We start from the raw sequence: 22,487 nt of genomic DNA on the forward strand, positions 1-22,487 counted from the left end.
CGTTCAGTGACCGTTCAATGCGGCGGATTGCGGCTTGCCTGCGCCTGTTGCGCGTGCTCGGGCCAGGTTGACCGGATGTATGCCAGAATATCCCAGATGCCCTCATCGGTGATTACATCCTCGAATGGTGGCATCCCACTTTTGAAGTCGGGAATGCCACGTGTGGCAAGTACGGCTTTGCCGCCGAACTTTGTGTATTCAAACAGCAATGCGTTGTCGTGATGCCACGTATGACCCGTTTCATCATGCGGCGGGGCGGGCAGCACGCCGTTTGCATCTGGTAACTGCCAGTTTGGTTGCCCCTCCAGCTTTGCACCGTGGCATGATGCGCAATTCTTGGCGTAAAGTGTGCCACCCTCGATAATGTTGCGACCTTCCAGCTCGTGATCGGCAAAAGCGGTCGTCGCCGAGACGATCAGAATCGCGACGATCCGCATCACGCGACAGTCACCCAGGTCCGCATCCCGCCAAAAGCATGGCTCAGCATATGGCAATGCAGCAACCACCGACCGGGGTTGTCAAAGACGCAAATGATATCGCGACTTGCCCCAGCCTCTACCAATGTCGTGTCGCGCACATCACCCAACGCGCCATCCTCGCCAACCTCAAAGAAGTGGTGGCCGTGCAAATGGATGCCATGCGGAAAAGATGTGTCGTTCACCATCGTGATCCGCACGGTTTCCCCACGCTGGAAGGATCCGAACGGGTCTTCGGCAAGGTCCGAGACGTTGTTGAACGCCCAGATGTTGTCGCCACCATGGCGTCCGCCCATGGCACCTCCCATCATCGTCAGGGTCAGGTGCTGGGTGGGTTCGCCCGGACGGGGCAGATCATGACCGGCAAGGGGTGAAATCGGGGATGATTGCCTGTCGGTATTGGCACCGTCTGTTGTCAGCGCCGCCAGTTGATAGGGCCCTTGGCGCGTCGTCATATCGAAACCGACAGTGCCCATGACATCAACGATCAGGTCTACCCGTTGCGCCGGTGCCAGAACAATTTCCGACAACGGACGTGGTGCGGCAAGGGCCATGCCATCGAGCGCGACGATGTGTCCGGTGACACCGCTTATGGTCACCGGAAAGATCCGGTTCGTGGCCGCGTTGATCAACCGAAGCCTGACCCGATCACCCGATCTGACGTGTGCCTGAGACAGGAACGCACGGGCGAAATTCCCCATATACCCGCCATGCGCCAGGTTGTGCATATTCGAATAGCTTTCAACGAGGCTGCCATCTTCCTGCATATGCCAGTCTGACAGCAACACGGTGATATCATGATCCACATCCGGTGGAGTGTCGTCTTCGACAATAAGGGGCCCGATCATGCCGCGCGCGGCTTGTTCATGTGAAATGTAGTGCGAGTGATACCAAAAGGTGCCCGCATCTGGCGGAACAAAGCTGTAGGTCATGGTGTCGCCGGGATTGATCAGGTCCTGCGTCAGGACCGGCACACCGTCCATCTGATTTTCCAGCCTGATGCCATGCCAATGCACTGTTGTGCCCTCGTCCAACCCATTCTCGACGTCGATTTTGACACGCTCACCTCGGCGCATCCGCAGTGTCGGCCCCGGCATTGAACCGTTGAACCCCAGCATGGACGTGGCACCATCGCCGTCTGGCAGTATCTGCTGTGTGACGGCTTCTGCCCGCAGCCTTAAGGTGTCCGGTGCCGCCAAGCTGGGCGCGGGCAAGACCGCAATCGCGGACGCGGAAGCCAAAAATTGCCTTCTGTTCATAGGGGGCCTCATGTTGGCAAAGTGAGATTGGATGTCATAACGGCGGTGATTGCAAGAATGGCCATGATCAAGAGCCACTCCACAAAGATGGATTTGGTGAGGTGACCCGCAGCATTTGGATCGTTCGCCTGTAGCGCGGGAATGAACCGCAGCTTGTTGGCCGCCGCAAGTCCGAGCAGCGCTGCGACCAACGCCACTTTCATGAGAAGGGCCTGACCATAGGCTGTGCCGAACAGCGCGGAAAAGGAGCCAACAAGCTCATAGCCCATGTAGACCCCGGCAATGATCAGCAAGGGCACAGTAACCGACGCGACATGACCAAACCGATCGCCCAAATCCGCCGCAGCAGGCCAGGTGTCTGGTGTTGAGGCCAGCCGTCTGAGCGGTTCCAGAATGCCGATCCAGAGCGCAAGCGCGATAAGGTGCAGCGTCAATGCGATGTCCAGCAGCGTTGTCTCGCGACCGGAAACATGGCCGATATGGTCAAAGGACCAAATGGCCATGATGCCGCCGACCAGCGACACCCAAAGACCGACCCGACCTGTGAACAAGCCAAGAATGAGAAGGCCAAGCCCGGCAACGCGATACATCAAAGCGGTTCCAACAGGGGTGATCCATAAAAGCCCCAACATTTCGGGGTCCGTCATGCCACTTAGATCACCGGTCAGATTGGCACCGCGCAAAGAGAACGACAGTCCTGCAGCCAGAAGGCCGAGAATGGCGAATTTCAAGCAGAGGCCGCGATAGTGATCCAGTCGGAACAGCAGGGCAGAAATCATTGTACCTGCCGCCATAAGCACCCCAAGATACAGGGTGAACTTTGTTGCCATTGCCGCCAACACCCAGACATCGGGCATGATCACTCGACAGTGAAGCTGAATGTTCCGTTCAGAGCATGTCCATCTGCCGCAAGCCCACGCCATTCAATCACATAATCCCCACTGCCCATGCCCTGCATCGGTATGGCATAATCAGAAATGAACCCCGCGTGCCCGCTTAAGTCCAGATCGGAACTGGGATGAGGCCCATGCTGCATCGTCACACGGGTCAGGCGAATATCGCCTTTGAAGTCCAAAAGCACCTCGGTCGGTGCCTCAGCGATGGTGGCTTCATGGGCGGGTGTGGTGCTGTCGAGCGGCGAATGGGCGAGCGCGCCCGTTGCCCAAAACCCGATCATCCCTGTAAGAAAAATCTGCTTCATGGTTGTTCCTCTTTTGGCCATCAGTTGATCCCGTTTGCGCGTTGCAATTCCCGAATGTAGGCGACGATCATTGTCACGTCACCGCGCGTAATACCCTCAACCGCAGGCATGTTGCCAAAGGACCAGTGGTGCGCCCGCACGCCAGACTTTGCAGCCAGTTGAAAGCTTTCATCACCATGGTGGTTTGGTTCATAGATGATGTGGACAAGGGGTGGTCCCATCCCGTCCTTGCCTGCGGCGTTGGTGCCGTGACACGCCGAACATTTGGCCTCAAACGCCAGTTTGCCGAGCTTGGCATTCTCAGACAAGGCATCAGGCACAAGTACATCCGCCAGAGCGGCCTCCGCGATGCTTTCACCAGATGTCGCATCCGAACTCCGCTCAGCCGTCGGCCAAAAGGCAAAGGCAAGACTGCCAACAATTACAATGGCCGCTATGGCGATACCTGATCTCATTTAAATCTCTGACTCTTTGCGCATTTGGGCATACCTAAACTTTCCGGTACGTGGAAGGTCAAACGCTTTATCATCACAGCTTCGAGAGCATCCGAAACACCACCGAGACTGAAGTGGACCATTCGGATAACACACCTCAAGGGTCGGCCAAGTTGCCGCAACAGCCAAGCGGGCCGCGGCATGAAACGGCGCGAACAGAGGCTTCTGACGCGCGTTTGCTGCCTTAAAAATTGCGTCAGGGGATCAGGGTGTCAGCCTTGGCGCGGGCACCGGAGAATGTGACAATCGCACGCACGAGAACATCCAGCGTATCCAAAACCGGAACCGGCGATTGAATGTCCTTGCTGATCAGCGAAAATTCAGAGCACCCGATGATCACTTTTTGTGCACCACGCTGGGCGAGGGCCTTGGCCTCACGTTCCAAAAGAGCGATGTCCGCGTCGCTTGGTCCCGCTTTCTTGATCCTGCGAATGGATGCAAGAATGTCCGCCTCATTTTCGGGGTAGGCGGGTGTTATGCCGAACTCAGACAGAAAACGCTCAAAAAGACCGGTGCTGTTGGTCGCGGGGGAAGCGAGAATGCCGACGATGGCCCCCCGCGTCATCCCCTGCGCCACTTCTGAACAGGCGAGTTTTGGCATGTTCAAAAGCGCGATGCCGACACTTGTTTCAATTTGCGACGCGTAAAGGTGCGCGGTGTTGCACGGCATCGCCAGAACCTCAGCACCGGCCTGTTCCAATCTGATTGCCATCTCGGCAAGGACCGGACCCGGATCGGGCCCGGTCTTTTCAATCAGGTGGGCAATGCGGGATGGAACCTGTGGGTTCATATCCACAAACATTGGAATGTGATCCTGATCATCCTCGGCGGCGGTGGTCGCATGCACTCTTTTCATCAACTCAAGAGTGGCCTCGATGCCCATGCCGCCCAGAATGCCAATTTTGCGAAACCTGCCAGAAGCCTCCCTCATGCCCGCGACCAGTCAGGACCAGCGGTCTGAGAAGTCGAACGCGGCGTCATACCCAAAGAGCGCGACCGAACCGCCTGTGTGCAGGAACACGACCCGCTCGCCTTTCTTGAAGTGACCCTTGCGGATCAGGTCGATGAAACCAGCAGCGCCTTTTGCCGAATAGACCGGATCAAGCAGGATCGCCTCAAGTTCAGCAAACATCTTGATCGCCTCAAGGCCGCTCTTGGTGGGAATGCCGTAGCCTTCACCAACGTAATCTGTGTTGGCTACAACGTCTTCGCGCGCCACGACACCGGGGCAGCCCAGTTTTTCCGCCGTCTTGCAGGCCAGATTGTATACGTTTTCTTCTTGCTTGGCCTTGGGCGCGCGCACGCCGATGCCCAAAAGCGGGATCTGTGCGTTCATCGCTTTCAGACCAACGATCAGCCCTGCCTGTGTTCCGGCGCTGCCTGTGGCGGTGACGATGTGGTCAATCTTCATGCCGCTGTTGTTCACCTGGTTCAGCATCTCAAAGGCGCAGTTGACATAGCCCAGAGCGCCCGTGGGGTTTGAACCGCCGCCGGGGATGGCATAGACCTTTTTGCCGTCTGCCCGCATCTCGGCGGCCATTTCTTCGATCAGGACGTTGAAGTCCGGTCCGGTCGGGCGCTTTTCGGTTGTGGCACCATGCAGATGATCCAAAAGGACGTTGCCGTTGTTGTTGTAGTTGGCATTGTTTGATGCGGTGCGATCTTCCAGCACAATGTGGCACTGCATGCCCATCTTGGCTGCGAAAGCCGCGGTTTGGCGCGCGTGATTGGATTGGGTGGCACCTTGGGTGATGATCATCTCAGCGCCCTGCAACTCGGCCTCGGCCATCAGGAATTCCAGTTTGCGCGTCTTGTTGCCACCGGTGGACATGCCGGTGCAATCATCGCGCTTGATCCAGATTTCTGGTCCGCCAAGCTCTTTTGTCAAACGGTCAAGACGCTCCAGCGGTGTGGGCAGGTGGGCAAGAAAACGGCGGGGAAAGCGTGCAAGATGCATTTTTGAGATCCTTAATTTGCTCTATTCGCCTTTTAGCGTTCCAAAACGATGAAAGCTAATGCAAAGTAGCGCATATAAATTGCAAAAATCGCAAGTTTGCAACGGTGCGGGAGAGACAGATGCGTTTGGAATGGATCGAAGACATCTTGGCGGTGCTCGACAGCGGATCCCTGGCGCGGGCGGCAGAAAAACGTCTGTTGACGCAATCGGCCTTCACCCGTCGCGTGCGGTTGATTGAGGAAAGCATCGGCGCGGAACTTTTTGACCGCCGCCGCAAACCAGTTACCCTGATGCCAGGGGTCGAGGCACTTGCCCCGGAGCTGCGTGATCTGAGCATGCGCCTGCGCAAAGTCAGGTACAGGTTAAAGACCGCGACCAGCCAGACCGGCGGCGCGCTGAATTTTGCCTGCCAGCATGCAATCACCACGACGGTTTCCCCTTTGATCGTGCGTGCCCTGACAGCGGATCGTCACGCCTCGGTAAGGGTGCGCTCAAGCAATCAGGAAGAATGCCTGATGCATTTGCTGTCCGGCGAAGTCGATTTTGTGGTGATGTACACAGTGCCAGACGCGCAGACGCCATCACTTGAGCGGGCCTTTGAGACCCTGACACTGGGGAGTGATATCCTGATCCCGGTTTGTGCCCCCTCATTGAAAGACAGCGTTAGGGGCAGCCAGATTCCGGGCATCAGCTATCCTTCGAACGTCTTTCTGGGTCAGGTGTTTGACCGAAATATCGCCCCGCACCTGAACGATGACCTCCAGATCGTGACCAAGGCCGAAACAGCGCTGACGCTTGCCGCCTATGAATTTGCGCTGGGCGGGATCGGGGTGGCATGGTTGCCGCGCTCTATGGTCGTCGAGGCTCTGGCGCAGGGATCGTTGGTCTCGCTTGAGGCGGATCTGCCTGCGCAACCTCTCGACATCAAGGCGTTCCGGTTGTCAGAGGGTGGAGGGCCACAGTCGGAAACCGCGTGGCAAGACATCTTGTCCCAGATTGTCCTGCCCGATCATCTCAAGCGCATTTCGCATGGCTCTGGGAGTTAGGCACAGTATTCCGAAAAGGCTCAACACTCAGCGCGGCATCTTCAAGCGCATCGCTAAACATGCGTTTTGCGCAATTTAAAGGCGCTAATTTGCATTAGACGCGCCTAAGACGATTGGCTAACATCTGTTTTATGCAAATCTCGGATTTAGCATTGGCGCAGCAACGTCATGCGGCCATGATACGCGCACAATAGGAAATCGAAACCTCGGACGTATCGATAAACAAAATCAACAGGGAGTATCTGAATGTCATTCAAAAAAGTATTCGCGACGGCGACCGTTGCGCTGGGCCTTTCGACCCCGGCAGTCTTCGCCGAAGGTCACGGAGGCACATTGGACAAGATTGCCGCCAGTGGTGAAATCGTAATCGGTCACCGCGAAAGCTCGGTGCCGTTTTCGTATCTTGACGCAAATCAGCAGGCGGTCGGCTATTCTATTGACCTGTGCATGAAAATTGTTGAGGCCGTCTCCGCCGAGCTCAATAAGGAACTGACGGTCAAATATGTGCCGGTCAACCCAAAGACGCGTATTGCGCTGATGGCGAACGGGACCATCGACCTTGAGTGCGGTTCGACAACCAACAACCTGACACGTCAGCAGCAGGTTGAATATTTGCCGACAACATTTGTGACAGGCACCAAGATCATGGCCCGCAAGGATTCAGGGATCAATTCGGTTGCCGATCTGGAAGGCAAGGCGATTGCGCTTGCGCAGGGTACAACAAATGAGCGTGCCATCATGGCCGCTGTGGAAGCTGCGGGAATGGACGTTAAAATCCTGCCGGTGCGCGATCATGCCGAAGGCATGCTGTCACTGGAAACTGACCGCGTGGATGCCTATGCCACCGATCACATCCTGCTCTTTGGTCTGATTTCAAAATCCAAAACCCCAGATGATTTTGCAGTTGTCGGCGATTTCCTGTCATTTGACCCCTATGCTTTGATGGTGCGTCGCGATGACAGCGCCTTTGAACTGGTCGGGAAGAAAGCGCTCGCGGAAGTGTTCCGGTCAGGTGAGATCGACGCGATCTATGCAAAATGGTTCGACCCACTTGGCGTTCCTGCTGATCCGCTTTTGAAAGCCGCATTCAAGCTTGGTGCATTGCCAGAATAAGCGAAAATCGGACCGGCAGGGTTTTCCTGCCGGTCCTTTCACAAGCGGGGCGTGAGCGATGAATTATAACTGGAATTGGGCCGTCCTGTTTGAGGAACAATACCTCAGCTGGTTGATCAGTGGCTTTGGCTGGACGGTCTCGGTCGCGCTAAGTGCATGGTGCATCGCCATCGTGATCGGCGCGCTTGTCGGTGTCGGAAAGACGGTACCAAACCGGGTGATCCGCGCCATATGCGCCACATATGTAGAGATATTCCGAAACGTGCCGCTGCTGGTACAGATGTTCATCTGGTATTTCGCAGTGCCCGAATTGCTGCCCGACGACTGGGGCAGATGGATGAAGCGCGACATGCCAAACCCCGAATTTGTCACCGCTGTCGTGGCGCTTGGGCTTTATACCGCCTCGCGTATCGCCGAACAGGTGCGTGCGGGCATCGAAACCGTGCCACCGGGCCTTACGGCCGCTGCGACTGCGCATGGTCTCAGCGTTGGCCAAACCTACCGCTATGTTCTGCTGCCGATTTCATTTCGGATGATCGTGCCACCCCTGACCTCGGAATTCCTGACCGTGTTCAAGAACTCCTCGCTGGCCCTGACCATCGGTCTGCTTGAGCTGACCGCGCAAAGCCAGCAGATCGCCGAATACACCTTCCAGGGGTTCGAGGCCTTTACCGCCGCGACCGTCATTTACGTCTGTATCGCGCTGATCGCCACGGTCCTGATGCAGGTGCTGGAAAAATACACCCGCATCCCCGGCTATGTCGGAAAAGAGGGCTGATCCATGGGAGATTTTGATTTCAGCGTCATCTGGGCCAACTTGCCGTTCCTCTGGCAGGGCCTGCAACTTAGCCTGTGGCTGACCTTCCTGTCGATCATCGGCGGCATCGTTCTGGGCACACTTCTGGCACTGGCGCGACTGTCCGGGATCGCGCCGCTGTCGCTGGTTGCCGCGACATACGTCAACCTGATCCGGTCGGTGCCGCTGATCCTTGTGATCTTCTGGTTCTTCTTTCTGGTGCCGCTGGCCATCGGGCGGCCCATCGGCAGCTTCTACTCGGCGCTGATCGCCTTTGTCCTCTTCGAGGCCGCGTATTATTCCGAAATCATGCGCGCGGGCATCCAAAGCGTCAAAAGCGGACAGGTGCATGCCGGGCAGTCTACTGGGCTGAACTACTGGCAAATCCAGCGCTACGTCGTTTTGCCGCAGGCCTTTCGCAACATGATCCCGATCCTCGTGACGCAGGGCATCATTCTGTTTCAGGATACATCGCTGGTCTTTGTGGTCTCCTTGCGCGACTTCATGACCGCCTCTTCGATAGTCGCGCGCACCGAAGGAAGGCTGGTTGAAATGTATCTTTTTGCCGCCGTCGTCTATTTCGTAATCTGCTTCTCCGGCTCAATGCTGGTGAGAAGCCTCAAATCCCGGATGAGCACATGATCAGCATCGAAAACATCAGCAAATGGTATGGCGATTTTCGCGTGCTGACCGAATGCACCACCGGCGTCAAAAAAGGCGAAGTTGTCGTGGTCTGTGGCCCCTCCGGGTCGGGCAAATCGACACTGATCAAGTGCGTCAACGGGTTGGAGCCTGTGCAAAAAGGCAAGATCACCGTGGACGGCGATGAGGTGACCGCCAAGCGCGCAAATCTGACAGCGCTTCGATCCCGCATTGGCATGGTCTTTCAGCATTTCGAACTTTACCCGCATATGTCGGTGCTGGAAAACCTGTGCCTCGCACAGGAAAAGGTTCTCAAACGCGGCCGGGACGAAGCCGTTGCGCGCGCAGAGAAGTTACTGACACGGGTCGGCATGGCCGATCATGCCAAGAAATTCCCCAGCCAATTGTCCGGCGGTCAGCAGCAACGCATCGCGATTGCGCGCTCTTTGGCAATGGACCCGATTGCAATGCTCTTTGACGAGCCGACCTCGGCGCTTGATCCCGAAATGATCAAAGAGGTGCTCGATGTCATGGTTGAACTGGCACAGGAAGGGATGACGATGATGGTTGTCACCCACGAAATGGGCTTTGCCCGCAAAGTCGCCGACAGGGTCATCTTTATGGACGAGGGGGCGATCATCGAGGACAGGCCGACGGCTGAGTTCTTTGACAACCCTGAAAGCGACCGCGCCAAGGATTTCCTCTCAAAGATACTCAATCACTGAGTGCATGTATGTTCGTTTGGGTGCGGTCACTTAGGTGTATCAATTTAACCGGCGGATGAACCCGGCGGTGTGGCAGTGCTGATTTGGACGTTTGATTGCCGACGCGGGGCAGTTGGCATCGCCAATGGCCACCCATGATCCTAACCATCATAAAGCCCGGCGCTGCGCGCGCGCAGCTTGGTCAAAGCAAGGACTGTGTCAATTGTCGGCGTTGGCGTGTCGGTGATCCGGCCCAGTTCCTGAACCGAGCCGACCAATGCGTCGATTTCCATCGGACGACCCTGATCAAGGTCCTGCAGCATTGATGTGCGATGTGCCCCGACGGCCGCGCCGCCGTTGATGCGACGATCCACGTCGATCGGAAACTTGACGCCCATCTTCTCGGCAATCTGCTGTGCCTCGATCATCATATTGCGCGCAACTTCGCGGGTGCCCACATCTGTGCACAGGACATCAAGCGTTGCGTGGGTCAGCGCAGAGATCGGATTGAACGACAGGTTCCCCCATAGTTTTACCCAAATCTCATCGCGCAGATGTGGGCGCACCGGGGCCTTGAGCCCCGCAGCGCTCAGCGCCTTGGACAGGGCCATTGCGCGGTCCGATTTGCTGCCGTCAGGTTCGCCCAGACTAAATCGGTTCCCTTCAATATGCTTGATCACGCCTGGCTGGATGACTTCGGCCGCCGGATAAACCACGCAGCCCAGCACCCGGTCCGGACCAAAACCGTCCCATTGCGCATTGCCCGGATCAACCGTTTCCAGCCGCGTGCCTTCGAGATCGGTGCCGATCTTGTGGAAATACCACCAGGGAACACCGTTGACGCCGCTGACAATCGTGGTGTTTTTCCCGATCAGGGGCTGAACTTTGGGCACGATAGGGGGCACTGAATGCGCCTTAAGCGTGATGATGACATAATCCTGCGGGCCCAGATCGGCTGGGTTGTCGCTGGCCGTCACCTTGACGGTTTGGAGCGCGCCGTCCTCTTCGATCAGTGTCAGCCCCTTGTCTTGCATGGCAGCAAGGTGGGGGCCGCGCGCGACAAGGCTGACGTCGGCACCCGCCTGCGCCAGTTTCACACCCAGATAACCGCCAATGGCACCGGCACCAAAAACACAAATCTTCATGGATCAGGCCCCCTCTGCCAGACCGAGCTTTTCGGCCAGTCCAATGCGCTGCATCTTGCCGGTCGCCCCTTTGGGAATTTCGTCCATGATAATGATTTTGCGCGGCACTTTGAAATCCGCAATATGCGCGGCTGCAAAGCTGCGGATATCCTGTTCCGTTGCGCTTGAGCCTTCTTTGAGAACGACCGCTGCGGCCACGTCTTCGCCCAGCTTGGGATGTGGCAGCGCAAAGGTGACGACCTGTGCGACATCAGGGTGATCCAATAAAACGCCGTCAACCTCAAGGGGGCTGATTTTTTCGCCGCCGCGGTTGATGATCTCTTTCAGGCGGCCCGTCAGGTGCAGATAGCCGTCCTTGTCAAAGGCCCCCTGGTCGCCCGTACGGAACCAGCGCGCGCCATCGGCTTCAAAGAAGTTCTTGGCATTGGCGTCAGGGTTGCTCTCATACCCCGGTGTGACATTGGGGCCAGAGATGACCACTTCGCCCGTGCCCTCAATCAGGTGATTTTCAGTCTCATGTGCGATGCGCATCTTGGGTCCGGCCGCAATACCAACTGCACCCGGCTTTTGCGCGCCGGCACCAAGCGGATTACAGGCCATTTGGTGCGCCGCTTCGGTCATCCCGTATGCTTCGACAACAGGCGCGCCAAAGGTCTGGTTCAGGGCGACCATCACCTGCGCGGGCAAGGACGCAGAGGACGAGCGTAAAAAGCGCAGCTTGGTGTCAGCGATGACATCCGCATTGCGCCCTGCGCGTGTCAGGATGGCCTGATGCATGGTGGGCACAGCAGTATACCATGTCGGCTGCGCCTCTTTCATCCAGCCAAAGAATTTCAGCGCGTCAAAGCCCGGCGCGCACCAGATCGACGCACCCGATGACAGCGACGCCGCAACAGCGGCAATAAGCCCGTGGATATGAAAGAGTGGCATGACGTTCATGCAGCGGTCTGCCTGCGTCAGCTTCAGCGACTCGCGGATGTGTTGTGCAGAGGCTGCGACATTGGACTGCAAAAGCGGCACGATCTTGGGTCGGGACGTGGTGCCGGAGGTGTGCAGGATCAGGGCGACATCATCGGCAGCTGGTTCCCTGTCTGAGGGCGCGGCGGCCTTGTCGGCTGACAGTGTGAAAGCGCCAGCGGCGGCCCCCTTGGGTACTGAAAGGCGAATGATGTTCATGCCGAGCTTGCTGGCAGCGGCATGTGCAGGGCCGTCATCGCCCTCAGGAAGGATCACCGCTTTGGCGTTCAGGTCTTCCAGATAAAACGCAAATTCCTCTTCTTTGTATGCCGGGTTCAGCGGCGCGGTCGTCGCCGCTTGGGCAACTGTCATAAAGGCGGCGGCCATTTCCGGGCCATTGGGCAGCACAATTGCCACGCGGTCGCGGGCATCAATACCCATCCCGTTCAACGTCTTCGCAACCTCTTGGGTCAGATCCCGCAGTCCATCATAGCTAAGCCAGTCACGCCCCGGCGCGCCGATTGCAGGAAGGTCGCCGGAATGATTGGCAATAAGCGCCTTGAGCGTGGTTTCCATTGAAAAGTTCCTTTTACCTGTTGCAGTTCGACGGGTGGTTTGCGCTGAGCGGGCAGGCAATCATCCGGTGGCCGCCCTTTGCATAATGGCCTCTGGTGTAAATGGCATGCGTCTCATGCGAAGTCCTGTGGCGTCAAAAACCGCATTTGCGATTGCTGCGATTGTCGGTCCGGGCGAGGCTTCTCCGGCACCCACAGACGCCGCATCCGGTTGATCCAATAATGTTACCCCAATATTTGGCACGTTGTCGAAACGGATGACCGGATAACTCTCCCAATCACGGGATTGGATACCATCACGGTCCCATTTGACCTGCTCATAAAGCGCCCAGCTTGCGGCCTGAAGAAACCCGCCCTCAAGCTGCGCCGTCAACCCGTCTGCGTCAATGATCCGGCCCGCGTCGGCGACGATAGTCGCATCCAGCAAAGAGATTTCGGCGCGGTCATTCACGGCGAGTTCGACAAAGACCCCGACGCGGGTCATCTGGTTTTTGTACTGCGCGTAGGCGACGCCACGTCCGCACCCATCAGCCAAGCTGGGGCGTATCTCGATCTGCCGCTCCAGTTCCGCCAGCACAGCCAAAGCGCGCGGGTCGTCCAGTTGGGACTGGCGAAAGGCAAGGGGTGGGACCGAGTGCTTGCGCGCAATTTCATCCATGAAGCTTTCAAGCGCAAAGATATTGGCGGCCGCACCAAGGCACCGCATCGCCGATGTACGGTGTGGCAGATCAGAAACCAGATTTTTAACCAGACGGGTTTCGGGAAATGCATAGACCGGGTCGAGATTGCGATGCATGCCCGCGTGCCGCCCAAGGTTCGGCATTGCCGCGTTTGGACCGATGGGGTCTGCCCGAAAGTGATTGGCCAGCAGCCGCGACGGTCCTGTTCTGTCGGGGCCGGGACGGGGGCGACCGCGATGGGTGTCACTATAAACCTCCGCCGAATATGCCGTGATCTTACCGTCCGCCACAGTTGCAGCAAGATCCACGGCCATTGCCGGGGCGCACGGTTCCCAGCCGTGTTCATCTTCACGGGTCCATTTGAGCAATATCGGCGTCTCCGCCAGGGCCATTGCAATCAAACACGCTTCAAAAGCCGCGTCATCCGCACCGGTGTGGCCATAACAGCCAGAGCCGGGGACATGTGTAATCTCCACTTGCTCCAGAGACAGATCAAGGCTGTCGGCGATGCTCTCGCGCAGCGGATAGATGCCCTGACTGTGGCTGTGCAGGATCAGCTTTTGTCCGCTCCATTGCGCAAGTGCGGCAGAGGGGGCCAGTGACCCGTGCAGTTGGTAGGGCCGCTCAAATCGCGCGGCGTGGTCGGGATCCGGATCTGGCTTCGGGATGCCCTCAGAGGTCGGCGTGGCGTCAATAACCAGAAACCTCTGCGCATTTGTGGCACAGAGTTCATCAAACACATCGATCTCTGGCAATCCGCCCCGCAGGTCCCAGTCACATGCCGCGAAAAGCTTGGTCGCGGCCTTGATGACCGGCCACTCTTGAGGTCCTGCAAGGGCAAGGAAACCGCCGTCGCGAATGATTGAGAAACCCGAACCTTTAAGGGTCTTGAGTGTCTTGGCATCAACATCACGCAGAACCGCGCGCGCATGTGGGGGCCGGATTACGCGGGCGTGCAACATGCCGGGCCGGTCGAGATCATGAACATATACAAAACTGCCCTGCACCATATCTTTGAGACCGCGCATTTCGGGCCGGGGCAGGGTGCTTTGGGTTCTGGGCGCTGGCAGACGATCCTGATCCACGGTTGTGTCTGAGGGGACATCGGGGATCAGGTCAATGATATCGATCCGGTGGTTGGTCCCGATAAGGTGCAGGACGCCGTCTTTTAACTGCCAATCAGCAACCTCTCCGCCGTTTCGTGCTGCCGCCAGCAAGATCACCTGATCGCGCAAGGTTATGGCAGCACAGCGCAGCGCATGCCCCGATTGTTCGATCGAATTACTGCCCGATGTGATCCCTTCGTCTGGGGCATGGCCCGTGCGCACAGGTGCGACGTCGATCCGCTCGTACGGCACCGTCAATTCTTCATGTGCGATCTGGATCAGCGCGGTCGAGATGCGCTGACCGATATCGACCTTGCCAGTGTGGATCAAAAGACGCCCGTCCCGCGCCGTGACCCAGTCCGCAATCAGTGGATGGGATTGAAGGCTCATCGCTCGGATGCCCGCTTAACCGCGCGCAGAACCCTTGGATGGGAACCGCAGCGGCACAGATGCGGGGTTAGGGCCTCGGTGATGTCATCCTTGTCAGGCTTGGAGTTATGGGAAAGCAGGGCGGTTGTCGCAACAACAAGGCCTGCCGTGCAATACCCGCATTGCGCCGCTGAGGTTTCCACAAACGCGTCCTGGACACAACGACCAAGTTCACTGTCTGCAATGCCTTCTATGGTGGTAATCTCTTTGCGATCAAAGGCTTCAACGGCACTCACGCAAGACAGCACCGCCTTGCCATCAACAAGAACCGCGCAAGCGCCGCATTGCTCAAGCCCGCAACCCAGCTTGGTGCCCTTGAGCCCCAACTCATCCCGCAGCACATAGATCAACGGCGTATCGGGTTCCGACGTGACCTGATGTGTTTTGCCATTGACGGTCAGCGACAAGGTCACGGCGTGACACGCTCCCATAGAATTTTCACATCGACGTCTGCGGATTTGAACAGGTTCATCACCGGACAGCGATATTCGACGTTTTTCGTCAAGCGTTCAAAGCGCTCTTGCGTTTCATCGGTGTGCACGCGGATTTTCAGTTTGACCCAATTGAAGTAGGGCCGCACGCCCTGAACACCGCGGCTGCCGCGCTGGTCCACTTCCCCGTCGGCCTCCATATCCACAGCTGTATAGGAAAACTTCATCGCCTCAGCGCAACGGTTGATGATCACACCTTCGCAGCCCAGCAAGGACGATAGTGTCATTTCCAACGGTGTCGGCCCGGTGTTGGAGTCTTTCTCATCCGTGATCACCACATGGTCGCGGACCATCATCACAGAGCGCGTCGATGCCTCATTGCGCGCGCTCACCCGGCGGATGCCAAGCGCTTGTTTGTTCGGGTCAACACTCGGGGCCAGAAGATCGGGATCGCTCATAAGGTCATCTCCAAAATGTCCAGTCCGTGATTGCGGTCGAGCAGATAGATCAACCCTGCATCATCCACATCGACATCGTTGGACTGAGGCGGCGAGCCATCCGCACCGGGGACCATGTAATGCGCAACCTCTTTCGGCAAATAGGGGTCGGCCACATCCAGCACGCGCAAACCGCCCGCGAACCACGTGGCGTAGATCAGCGTGCTGTCCAGTTTTTCGCGAAACTGATGCCCGCCAAAACGCGCGCCCGGATCGCCGATCCAGGGGCAAGCGCGCTCAGACAGGTCCCATGCAGCAATGGGCTCCATATTGTTCAGATCGGTCACGTCCATCACCCAGATAAAGCCATGCAGGCGGCCGGGCAGGTGGCTATGTTCCTCATCAATGGCGATAGCAAAGCGTTTGCCGTCGATGGTGTGCTCCAGTGGCATGACCGTGTGGGTCGGCTCAGGGATTGCTTCGGGGAAACGGTAGCTGCCCTTGACCGTTGGATTGGTGATGTCGCTTACGTCCAGAACCCGAAAACCCGCGTTCCAGACGGCTGCCCAAAGCTCGTCCCCAGAGCGCATGGCGTGGTGAAGCCGTGTGCCATAGCCTGTCCATGTCGGGGTCTCGCCACCTGCCAGATGTTGCCCCGGCATGTGCCAGCGGGACACTTCTGTCGGGTTTTTCGGGTCTGACAGGTCATAGATCACTAGGATATTTCCAACATATCCCTCTATCTCGGTTGAGATATAGGCGAAATTCTTGTCCATATCGAACCTATGCACCCCAAATCCATGCGTTTTGACATAAGAGAGAAGCTTGGGCGTGGTTTTGTCGGAAATATCCCAGACCCTGAAGCCGCCGTCGCTGTATCCACGCACCGGTGCCGCTTCCAGTTCGGGGATATCGGCCAGCTTGACGCTCAGTTGCTCGGCGACCTCAGTGTCCGACAGGCCTGCGTTTCGTAAACCGGCAATCTTGTCACCTTTGCGCAGAAAGTGTCGTTTTGCCTGCTCGACATTGGTGATCATGATGTCGCCCACGACACGTACCTTGTGGGTGTGGGACCACGCATCCGGAGGGGCGATATGGGACACAACCGTCGGATTTTGCGGATCGCGCACATCAATGATCGACGTCCCCATCGGCGGATCCATGTGACCGATATAGGCGTAGCCATCCTGTACCACCACCTGTCCGCCGCCTGCGATATCCAGATGCCCCAGACGGCGGATATTGCGCTCCAGTTCCCATTCCAGTTCACGTTTCATTGGATCGGTACCTCGATTTTACGTTTGCGCCGAATGCCAAAGACAATGGGCAGGATGATCGACGCGGCAAAGGCCACCCAAAGGATGTTGCCCAGCGTCGACGAGAAAAGCACCATGATGTCGCCATCGGATTTTTTGAGAGACCACAAAAAGTACTTTTCAAGCAGTGGGCCAAGGATCACCCCGATCAGGATCGCCGCGACATGATAGCCGGTGCGTCGCGCGATATAGCCCAGCACCCCAAAGGCCAGCGCCAGATACATGTCGAACATGTATTCACGCGGCACAAAGCCACCCACAAGCGTGAAACTGATGATCATTGGTGCGAGATAGATTGTCGGGATCGTGGTCACATGGCTCATGTAGCGGCTCAGCGGCAGGATCGTGAAGATCATCACGACATAGCTGACGGCCATGGCCATGAACATGCCATAGCCGACCTTTGGCTGATCCTCGAACAGCGATGGGCCAAAGCTGACCCCGTGGAATTGCATCACCACCAGCATGATCGCCGCTGTGGCACCGCCGGGGATGCCCAGGACCAGCAGCGGCACCAACGTGCCGGAGGTCACGCCGTTATTGGCCGATTCCGGTGCGATCAACCCCTCGGGATGGCCTGTTCCATACAATTCGGGCGTCTTTGAAAAGCTGCGCGACTGCTGATAGGCGACAAAACTGGCGATTGAGGCACCGGCACCGGGGATCACCCCGATAACAAGGCCGATAACCGACGTCCAGACGATGTGCCACCAGCGGGTCACAGCGATTGAAACGCCTTCGAATGTGGCGTGCCAACTGGCCTTTTTCACCTCGGCCTCATGGCTGATGATCACCCGTTTTTCGATGATGACAAAAGCCTCTGACACCGCAAACAGCCCAACCAGCGCGGGGATAAGCGGGACACCGTCATAAAGCTCAAGAAACCCGAAGGTGCCGCGGGGGGTTGCATAGACCACATCTGTGCCAATGGACCCGATCATCAGGCCCAGAAAACCAGCGATCAGCCCCTTGACCATGTCTTGCGCTGCAATCGAGGCGATCAGGGAAATGCCGAACAGCATGACAACAATCATCTCGACCGAGTGCATGTAGAATCCCACCCGCGCAAGGATCGGCATCGTGGCCAAAGCAATCAGTGTGGTGAGCAGGCCACCGATACAGGAAGCAACAAAGGAAATCGCCAGCGCCTGCTGGCCTTTGCCCTGCTTGGCCATCGGGTAGCCATCCAACGGCGTTGCGGCCGCACCTGCGGTGCCGGGGATGTTGACCAGAATGGCCGGAATACCCGCCCCCATCCGCGCCGAACAATAGAGCGCAATCATGAAAATCAGGCCAGTCTGAAGGTCCATCGCCAGCGTGAGAGGCATCAGAATAATAATTGTGTTGGCCGCCGAGAAACCCGGAATGGCACCCACGGTCAGACCCAGAAAGATCGTCGGGATAATGACGTACCAATAGCCGATCGTCTCAACAAAGACCTCAGATAGTATTGATGCTGTGCTGCTATCCATTTGCAAGCACCGCCTTCATGACCGTCTCGAACCAGCCGCGTGGAAAGCGCGTATCGAAGGCCCAGATGAACACGGCCCATCCTGTTAGCGCCATGAGCGCGGAAACCATTGTGATGAACACCGGGGTGCGACCCTTTCCCAAAATCAACATGCTGCTGGTCAGAAACAGAAAAGTTGTCAGCGTGAACCCCAGACGGTCGATAAAAACGACATAGGCAATCGTTGTGGCAAACAGCCCGATGCGGCCGGAGTGGATGTCGTTCATTGTCACCAGATTGCGGAACCCCAGGGTGCCCTCACCGCGCCGCAGCCAGACCACGCAGCGCACGAAGAAGATCCCGCAGACAAACAATAGTATGCCGCCCACCAGAAAGGCGCTGACCTGCGCCGTCCATGGCGAATTCCAGATGGTTGAGAAGAAATAAAAGGTGAATCCCACGGCGAAGAGGGGGATGACTAGCTCACCCCCGATCTGGCGAGATGAATTTGGTTTGTCCGAAGGCATTTCACAGGTGTCCCGATGTGCAGGTTAGATGGGTCCTGAACCGGCGGCCGGTTGGCCGCCGATCCATTTTGGCTTACGCGCCGCTCAAGAGCGACTTGTAGCGTTCGCCAAGCTCCAGCATGGACTGCTTGAAAGCTTCGCATTCCTCGACACCGGCATAGATCAGATATTCGGGCTGACCTTTGCTGGCGATATAAGCCTCCATCAACGCGGGATCATCGAACGTGGCCTTGAAGGTTGAGGTCAGTTTCTCGAACCGGTCGGGAAAATCATCTGCCGCCTTTTTGTGGATGCCAAAGGCCCGCGCAGAAAGCATTTCCGGCAGATCCATGCCATAGGCATCATTGATGCTGGGCGCGTTGTCCAATGCCTCGCCGACGATGTTGTTGCCGAAGACAAGCAAGGTCTTGACGCTGTCACCCGCTGCGATCACCGAGCCTGAAGTCAGGACCGAGAAATCAACCTCGCCCGTGACCGCACCGGCGACCGTGCCTTTGCCGCCCTGAAGGGGGATCAGATTGAAATCAATACCCAGCTTGTCGCCAAGTGCCAGCAGACCGATGGACGCCGGATGTGCCATGCGGCTTGTGCCGACATTCAATCTGCGGGTCTTGGCAGCAGCAATGATGTCGTCCATCGTCTTCAGAGGGCTTTCTGCACCCACAAACAGGCAGCAGGGGTCTTTGTCGACCTGACCGAAATAGAAATAGTCATTAACGTCAAAGCTGGGCTCTTGCATCGCCCAGTTCAGCACCTCTGGCCCCATGTTGCCGAAGATCAGATTGTAGCAATCAGGCGCAGCCTTGCCCATGTAGATCTCGTATCCGACGCGGCCTGAGGCACCCGGATAAAAGCCGGGTTCAAAATCTGTGCCCAGCTTGGTCTTCCACACGCTGGAAAAGGCGCGGAAGTTGCGGTCGGCCCCGCCACCCTCGGCGGTAGGCACATAGACGTTGATGTTGCCCTCAGGAAAGTCCGCAGCCCGCGCGATATGCGGGGCGGCAAGCACCATCCCGGTTGCAGCAACGCCGGTTCCGAGAAACCTGCGACGGTTCAGATTTGAAAACTTTTTCATTGTATCCTCCCAGATCATTTTGAGCGCAATTCATTGTCTTTTCCACGTGCGGTGCACTCGTTCGCGCGCGACATGTCGTATTTATCCAGAGGCTGTCGGTCCTCCGAAAATCAATTCGCTTGCTCCTGAATAGATGAGGCGAATGGCGAGAACGGCCAAAATGGTATTCAACGCCAATTTGAATCGCCGTTCGTCTATCCGGGCCAGCAAAAGCCGCCCCGCCAGCGTTCCCAGCACGCCGAAACCGATCAGCAGCACGATCAGTCCGGCCCAGGTCGAAAACGCAAACCCGAGAAACCCAAAGGCAAGCGTCTTGAGCAGATGTTGCACTGTCATCAGCATGGCATGGCTGGCAACATGGGCGTGACGCTCCAGCTTTTGCGCTTTGACGTAGGTGGCGACAAAGGGCCCTGTGCCGCCAAAGAACATGGTCAGAAAGCTGGAAAATACGCCCGTCACCAACCCTGAGCGACGCAAGAAAGCCGGGGGCGTTGCCAGTATTGACCATAGGATGAACAGGCCCACACCGATCTGAATCCATTCCGCTTGCAGTTGCACCACAAAGGTGCCGCCGAAAAAAATTCCGACCAATGCGCCTGCGGTGAAGCCGCCAAGCAAATCCAGCCGCATGTATTTCACCATGATCGCAGCGCGCCCGACGTTGCTGCCCAGTTGCACCAGTCCGTGAACCGGAATGATCGCGGCCGCCGGTAGCAGCGTCGCAAGCACTGCAAGCATCACAGCACCACCGCCAATCCCAAAGGCGACGGTGATGAATGAGCCTGCGAAACTAAACGCCAGAAGCGTTCCTGCGACTGGCCAGCCAAGCCCTGCATGTAATGCGTCCATCATGGCGTTAGGTGTCCAACACTGAAGGATGAAACAGCGCTTCGGGCTGCACCCGGCGCGTCGCCAGATGCTGGTCAACCGAATAGCGGCAAATTGCGTCGATCTCGGCGCGGTTGGCGTCAAAACCGTAAGTCCAATAATCCGGCCCCAGCGTGGCAATTGTTCTTTCCATGGACGCCCCAAGCCAGGGCAGGGACAGCCGATTGGCATTGCCCAGCCAGACAGATCGCAATCGGTCCATCGCAATGTCACGCGCGGCGACGAAGCCGTCATATAGGTCGCGCACATGGGCAGGGTGCGCATCGGCCACGGATTTGCGGATGCCAATCAAATGCATAATCGGAAAGAAACCGGTCTTTTGGTGATAGGCTTGCTCGGCGCTCTCGAAATCAGGAATGAGGCGGATCAGATCAGGATGGCCATCAAGAAACGCCTGCGGCGGTTTTGGGGCGAGCAGCCCGTCAATCTCTCCGCGCAGGAGCATGTCCTGCAAGGTGTCGCCTTCGGTGATGGGGTCGACGCGCATCCCCTCGGGCAGGCGAAGTTCCAGCCGTTCGCGGCGCACGCCCGCGTCCAGCGCGCCCGTGTGCCAATGAATGCCGTCGCAATCTACACCGTATTCGTCCGCCAGAATGCCGCGCATCCAAACTGCGGCTGTCATCTGGTATTCCGGCACGCCGATCTTGCGTCCTGCGAAATCGGCAGGACTTTCTATCCCTGATCCCGCGCGGGCAAAAAAGCCGTTGTGGCGAAAGGCGCGGCTGACAAAGGCGGGGATCGCCGTATAGTCAGATCCGCCGCGCGATAGCTGCAGGATGTAGCTGGAAACCGACATTTCCGTGATGTCAAAGCGTGCTTCCTGCACAGCCCACGGAAACAGCTTGGAGGTGGGGTGAATTTCGCTCGCGAACTGGACGCCCGGAACTTTGACGCGGCCATCATGCAGCGCCATCACGCGATCATGATCCCAAGTTCCAAGCGATAATTCCAGCATCCCTTCCTCCCATCAGAAAGCCCGCGGTGTTAAACGACTTTCACTTCCAGGCTTCCGAGCCCCTCAATGGTCAAGACCATCACATCACCCTTTTCGACGGCGGCCACACCAGAGGGCGTTCCCGACATGATGACGTCGCCTGCCGCAAGCTCAAAGTATTCGGACAGATACGAGATCATCTCGGGCACCTTCCAGATCATCTGGTTCAGGTCGGCCTCCTGACGCAATTCGCCATTTACCTTCAGCTCAAGACGTCCCTGATCCAGATGTCCGGTTTCCGAGACGGGGTGCAGAGGGCCGCAGGGGGCGGACCGCTCGAAGGCTTTGCCAATTTCCCATGGCCGCCCCATCTTTTTCTGGATGCCTTGCAGGTCGCGACGCGTCATGTCCAAAGACAGCCCATATCCAAACACATGGTCGAGCGCGTTGTCCAAAGAAATGTCTGTGCCGCCGGATTTCAAAGCGACAAGCAGCTCGGCCTCGTGGTGGACATCGCTGGATTGGGATGGGTAAGGGAATTCTCCTGACAGGTCCAGATTGTCAGGGTTTTTTTGAAAGAAAAACGGATCTTCGCGGTCCGGGTCGTGACCCATTTCGACCGCGTGGGCCGCATAGTTGCGACCAATGCAATAAATCCGGCGTACCGGAAATTTCGCATCAGTTCCGGTCACCGGCAGGGCGACAATCGGCGGCGTTTCGATCACGTATTCAGTCATGTGAGGATTCCCTTGGATGGATGTTTTCAGGCCAAGCTTAGGGGGAAGTCATGCCAAGATCAATCGCAACCAATATCATCGTGAGGTAATAATTATATTGAAGAAGGCGATT

At 57.3% G+C, this 22,487-nt stretch carries 24 protein-coding genes; 5 read left to right on the top strand and 19 right to left on the bottom strand.

The window, feature by feature from the left end:
* Nucleotides 1-14 precede the first annotated feature (14 nt).
* From C1J02_RS07740 to C1J02_RS07770, 7 genes are all read right to left on the bottom strand, one after another.
* Nucleotides 15-437: a cytochrome c gene (locus C1J02_RS07740; protein ID WP_114878048.1), complete on the bottom strand. Its 423-nt coding sequence runs from the start codon at nt 435-437 to the stop codon at nt 15-17.
* Nucleotides 437-1,735, bottom strand: a complete 1,299-nt coding sequence (locus C1J02_RS07745) for a multicopper oxidase family protein (RefSeq protein ID WP_114878049.1) — start codon at nt 1,733-1,735, stop codon at nt 437-439. The genes C1J02_RS07740 and C1J02_RS07745 overlap by 1 nt, the downstream gene beginning before the upstream one ends.
* An 8-nt stretch (nt 1,736-1,743) precedes the next feature.
* Nucleotides 1,744-2,592 (bottom strand): copper resistance D family protein, encoded by an 849-nt coding sequence (locus tag C1J02_RS07750; RefSeq protein WP_114878050.1) that lies wholly within the window; start codon nt 2,590-2,592, stop codon nt 1,744-1,746.
* A 2-nt stretch (nt 2,593-2,594) separates the two neighbouring features.
* Nucleotides 2,595-2,936 (bottom strand): copper resistance CopC family protein, encoded by a 342-nt coding sequence (locus C1J02_RS07755; protein WP_114880458.1) that lies wholly within the window; start codon nt 2,934-2,936, stop codon nt 2,595-2,597.
* Nucleotides 2,937-2,956: 20 nt separating this feature from the next.
* Nucleotides 2,957-3,391 carry a cytochrome c gene (locus C1J02_RS07760; RefSeq protein WP_114878051.1) on the bottom strand — a complete coding sequence of 145 codons (435 nt, stop codon included), beginning with the start codon at nt 3,389-3,391 and terminating at the stop codon, nt 2,957-2,959.
* 235 nt (nt 3,392-3,626) lie between these two features.
* Nucleotides 3,627-4,361: an aspartate/glutamate racemase family protein gene (locus C1J02_RS07765; protein ID WP_114878052.1), complete on the bottom strand. Its 735-nt coding sequence runs from the start codon at nt 4,359-4,361 to the stop codon at nt 3,627-3,629.
* Between the two features lie 12 nt (nt 4,362-4,373).
* Complete coding sequence (locus tag C1J02_RS07770) at nt 4,374-5,387, bottom strand: D-cysteine desulfhydrase (protein ID WP_114878053.1); 1,014 nt, start codon at nt 5,385-5,387, stop codon at nt 4,374-4,376.
* Between the two features lie 119 nt (nt 5,388-5,506).
* Here C1J02_RS07770 and C1J02_RS07775 point away from each other — a divergent pair, with 119 nt between their 5' ends.
* The 5 genes from C1J02_RS07775 (at nt 5,507) to C1J02_RS07795 (ending at nt 9,709) form a co-directional block, all read left to right on the top strand.
* Nucleotides 5,507-6,433: a LysR substrate-binding domain-containing protein gene (locus tag C1J02_RS07775; RefSeq protein WP_114878054.1), complete on the top strand. Its 927-nt coding sequence runs from the start codon at nt 5,507-5,509 to the stop codon at nt 6,431-6,433.
* 246 nt (nt 6,434-6,679) lie between these two features.
* On the top strand, nt 6,680-7,546 hold the full coding sequence (locus tag C1J02_RS07780) for an amino acid ABC transporter substrate-binding protein (RefSeq protein WP_114878055.1): 867 nt from the start codon (nt 6,680-6,682) through the stop codon (nt 7,544-7,546).
* A 58-nt stretch (nt 7,547-7,604) separates the two neighbouring features.
* Nucleotides 7,605-8,324, top strand: coding sequence for an amino acid ABC transporter permease (locus tag C1J02_RS07785; RefSeq protein ID WP_114878056.1), 720 nt, complete (start codon nt 7,605-7,607; stop codon nt 8,322-8,324).
* A gap of 3 nt (nt 8,325-8,327) precedes the next feature.
* Nucleotides 8,328-8,984: an amino acid ABC transporter permease gene (locus C1J02_RS07790; protein ID WP_114878057.1), complete on the top strand. Its 657-nt coding sequence runs from the start codon at nt 8,328-8,330 to the stop codon at nt 8,982-8,984.
* On the top strand, nt 8,981-9,709 hold the full coding sequence (locus C1J02_RS07795; protein ID WP_114878058.1) for an amino acid ABC transporter ATP-binding protein: 729 nt from the start codon (nt 8,981-8,983) through the stop codon (nt 9,707-9,709). Before C1J02_RS07790 ends, C1J02_RS07795 begins: the two co-directional genes overlap by 4 nt.
* Before the next feature lie 140 nt (nt 9,710-9,849).
* Here C1J02_RS07795 and C1J02_RS07800 read toward each other — a convergent pair whose 3' ends face one another.
* The 12 genes from C1J02_RS07800 to C1J02_RS07855 form a co-directional block, all read right to left on the bottom strand.
* Entirely contained in the window at nt 9,850-10,833 is a 984-nt protein-coding gene (locus C1J02_RS07800; protein WP_114878059.1) for a 2-dehydropantoate 2-reductase, read from the bottom strand.
* A gap of 3 nt (nt 10,834-10,836) precedes the next feature.
* On the bottom strand, nt 10,837-12,366 hold the full coding sequence (locus tag C1J02_RS07805; protein WP_114878060.1) for an acyl--CoA ligase: 1,530 nt from the start codon (nt 12,364-12,366) through the stop codon (nt 10,837-10,839).
* Between the two features lie 60 nt (nt 12,367-12,426).
* The gene (locus C1J02_RS07810) at nt 12,427-14,541 is read right to left on the bottom strand and encodes a molybdopterin cofactor-binding domain-containing protein (RefSeq protein ID WP_114878061.1); all 2,115 of its coding nucleotides are present in this window, start codon (nt 14,539-14,541) and stop codon (nt 12,427-12,429) included.
* Nucleotides 14,538-14,993, bottom strand: coding sequence for a (2Fe-2S)-binding protein (locus C1J02_RS07815; RefSeq protein WP_205389880.1), 456 nt, complete (start codon nt 14,991-14,993; stop codon nt 14,538-14,540). The genes C1J02_RS07810 and C1J02_RS07815 overlap by 4 nt, the downstream gene beginning before the upstream one ends.
* The gene (locus C1J02_RS07820; RefSeq protein WP_114878063.1) at nt 14,990-15,469 is read right to left on the bottom strand and encodes an OsmC family protein; all 480 of its coding nucleotides are present in this window, start codon (nt 15,467-15,469) and stop codon (nt 14,990-14,992) included. The genes C1J02_RS07815 and C1J02_RS07820 overlap by 4 nt, the downstream gene beginning before the upstream one ends.
* Nucleotides 15,466-16,725, bottom strand: coding sequence for an LVIVD repeat-containing protein (locus tag C1J02_RS07825; protein WP_114878064.1), 1,260 nt, complete (start codon nt 16,723-16,725; stop codon nt 15,466-15,468). The genes C1J02_RS07820 and C1J02_RS07825 overlap by 4 nt, the downstream gene beginning before the upstream one ends.
* Nucleotides 16,722-18,236, bottom strand: a complete 1,515-nt coding sequence (locus C1J02_RS07830) for a tripartite tricarboxylate transporter permease (RefSeq protein ID WP_114878065.1) — start codon at nt 18,234-18,236, stop codon at nt 16,722-16,724. The genes C1J02_RS07825 and C1J02_RS07830 overlap by 4 nt, the downstream gene beginning before the upstream one ends.
* Entirely contained in the window at nt 18,229-18,741 is a 513-nt protein-coding gene (locus C1J02_RS07835) for a tripartite tricarboxylate transporter TctB family protein (RefSeq protein ID WP_114878066.1), read from the bottom strand. Before C1J02_RS07835 ends, C1J02_RS07830 begins: the two co-directional genes overlap by 8 nt.
* A 73-nt stretch (nt 18,742-18,814) precedes the next feature.
* A complete protein-coding gene (locus C1J02_RS07840; RefSeq protein WP_162798270.1) occupies nt 18,815-19,816 on the bottom strand; it encodes a tripartite tricarboxylate transporter substrate-binding protein in 1,002 nt (333 codons plus the stop codon).
* 81 nt (nt 19,817-19,897) lie between these two features.
* Nucleotides 19,898-20,668: a sulfite exporter TauE/SafE family protein gene (locus C1J02_RS07845; protein WP_114878068.1), complete on the bottom strand. Its 771-nt coding sequence runs from the start codon at nt 20,666-20,668 to the stop codon at nt 19,898-19,900.
* 4 nt (nt 20,669-20,672) lie between these two features.
* Nucleotides 20,673-21,659: a 4,5-dihydroxyphthalate decarboxylase gene (locus tag C1J02_RS07850; RefSeq protein ID WP_114878069.1), complete on the bottom strand. Its 987-nt coding sequence runs from the start codon at nt 21,657-21,659 to the stop codon at nt 20,673-20,675.
* A 29-nt stretch (nt 21,660-21,688) separates the two neighbouring features.
* A complete protein-coding gene (locus tag C1J02_RS07855) occupies nt 21,689-22,375 on the bottom strand; it encodes a fumarylacetoacetate hydrolase family protein (RefSeq protein WP_114878070.1) in 687 nt (228 codons plus the stop codon).
* Nucleotides 22,376-22,487: the final 112 nt, after the last annotated feature.

Source organism: Sulfitobacter sp. SK011 (assembly GCF_003352065.1).
GTDB lineage: Bacteria > Pseudomonadota > Alphaproteobacteria > Rhodobacterales > Rhodobacteraceae > Sulfitobacter.

Coding starts and splice junctions, on each gene's coding strand:
- C1J02_RS07845 (WP_114878068.1), bottom strand. CDS start 20,668: ATGATGGACGCATTACATGCAGGGCTTGGCTGGCCAGTCGCAGGAACG.
- C1J02_RS07765 (WP_114878052.1), bottom strand. CDS start 4,361: ATGAGGGAGGCTTCTGGCAGGTTTCGCAAAATTGGCATTCTGGGCGGC.
- C1J02_RS07805 (WP_114878060.1), bottom strand. CDS start 12,366: ATGGAAACCACGCTCAAGGCGCTTATTGCCAATCATTCCGGCGACCTT.
- C1J02_RS07830 (WP_114878065.1), bottom strand. CDS start 18,236: ATGGATAGCAGCACAGCATCAATACTATCTGAGGTCTTTGTTGAGACG.
- C1J02_RS07850 (WP_114878069.1), bottom strand. CDS start 21,659: ATGCTGGAATTATCGCTTGGAACTTGGGATCATGATCGCGTGATGGCG.
- C1J02_RS07780 (WP_114878055.1), top strand. CDS start 6,680: ATGTCATTCAAAAAAGTATTCGCGACGGCGACCGTTGCGCTGGGCCTT.
- C1J02_RS07760 (WP_114878051.1), bottom strand. CDS start 3,391: ATGAGATCAGGTATCGCCATAGCGGCCATTGTAATTGTTGGCAGTCTT.
- C1J02_RS07740 (WP_114878048.1), bottom strand. CDS start 437: ATGCGGATCGTCGCGATTCTGATCGTCTCGGCGACGACCGCTTTTGCC.
- C1J02_RS07790 (WP_114878057.1), top strand. CDS start 8,328: ATGGGAGATTTTGATTTCAGCGTCATCTGGGCCAACTTGCCGTTCCTC.
- C1J02_RS07770 (WP_114878053.1), bottom strand. CDS start 5,387: ATGCATCTTGCACGCTTTCCCCGCCGTTTTCTTGCCCACCTGCCCACA.
- C1J02_RS07810 (WP_114878061.1), bottom strand. CDS start 14,541: ATGAGCCTTCAATCCCATCCACTGATTGCGGACTGGGTCACGGCGCGG.
- C1J02_RS07755 (WP_114880458.1), bottom strand. CDS start 2,936: ATGAAGCAGATTTTTCTTACAGGGATGATCGGGTTTTGGGCAACGGGC.
- C1J02_RS07750 (WP_114878050.1), bottom strand. CDS start 2,592: ATGCCCGATGTCTGGGTGTTGGCGGCAATGGCAACAAAGTTCACCCTG.
- C1J02_RS07775 (WP_114878054.1), top strand. CDS start 5,507: ATGCGTTTGGAATGGATCGAAGACATCTTGGCGGTGCTCGACAGCGGA.
- C1J02_RS07825 (WP_114878064.1), bottom strand. CDS start 16,725: ATGAAACGTGAACTGGAATGGGAACTGGAGCGCAATATCCGCCGTCTG.
- C1J02_RS07800 (WP_114878059.1), bottom strand. CDS start 10,833: ATGAAGATTTGTGTTTTTGGTGCCGGTGCCATTGGCGGTTATCTGGGT.
- C1J02_RS07785 (WP_114878056.1), top strand. CDS start 7,605: ATGAATTATAACTGGAATTGGGCCGTCCTGTTTGAGGAACAATACCTC.
- C1J02_RS07745 (WP_114878049.1), bottom strand. CDS start 1,735: ATGAACAGAAGGCAATTTTTGGCTTCCGCGTCCGCGATTGCGGTCTTG.
- C1J02_RS07855 (WP_114878070.1), bottom strand. CDS start 22,375: ATGACTGAATACGTGATCGAAACGCCGCCGATTGTCGCCCTGCCGGTG.
- C1J02_RS07840 (WP_162798270.1), bottom strand. CDS start 19,816: ATGAAAAAGTTTTCAAATCTGAACCGTCGCAGGTTTCTCGGAACCGGC.
- C1J02_RS07820 (WP_114878063.1), bottom strand. CDS start 15,469: ATGAGCGATCCCGATCTTCTGGCCCCGAGTGTTGACCCGAACAAACAA.
- C1J02_RS07835 (WP_114878066.1), bottom strand. CDS start 18,741: ATGCCTTCGGACAAACCAAATTCATCTCGCCAGATCGGGGGTGAGCTA.
- C1J02_RS07795 (WP_114878058.1), top strand. CDS start 8,981: ATGATCAGCATCGAAAACATCAGCAAATGGTATGGCGATTTTCGCGTG.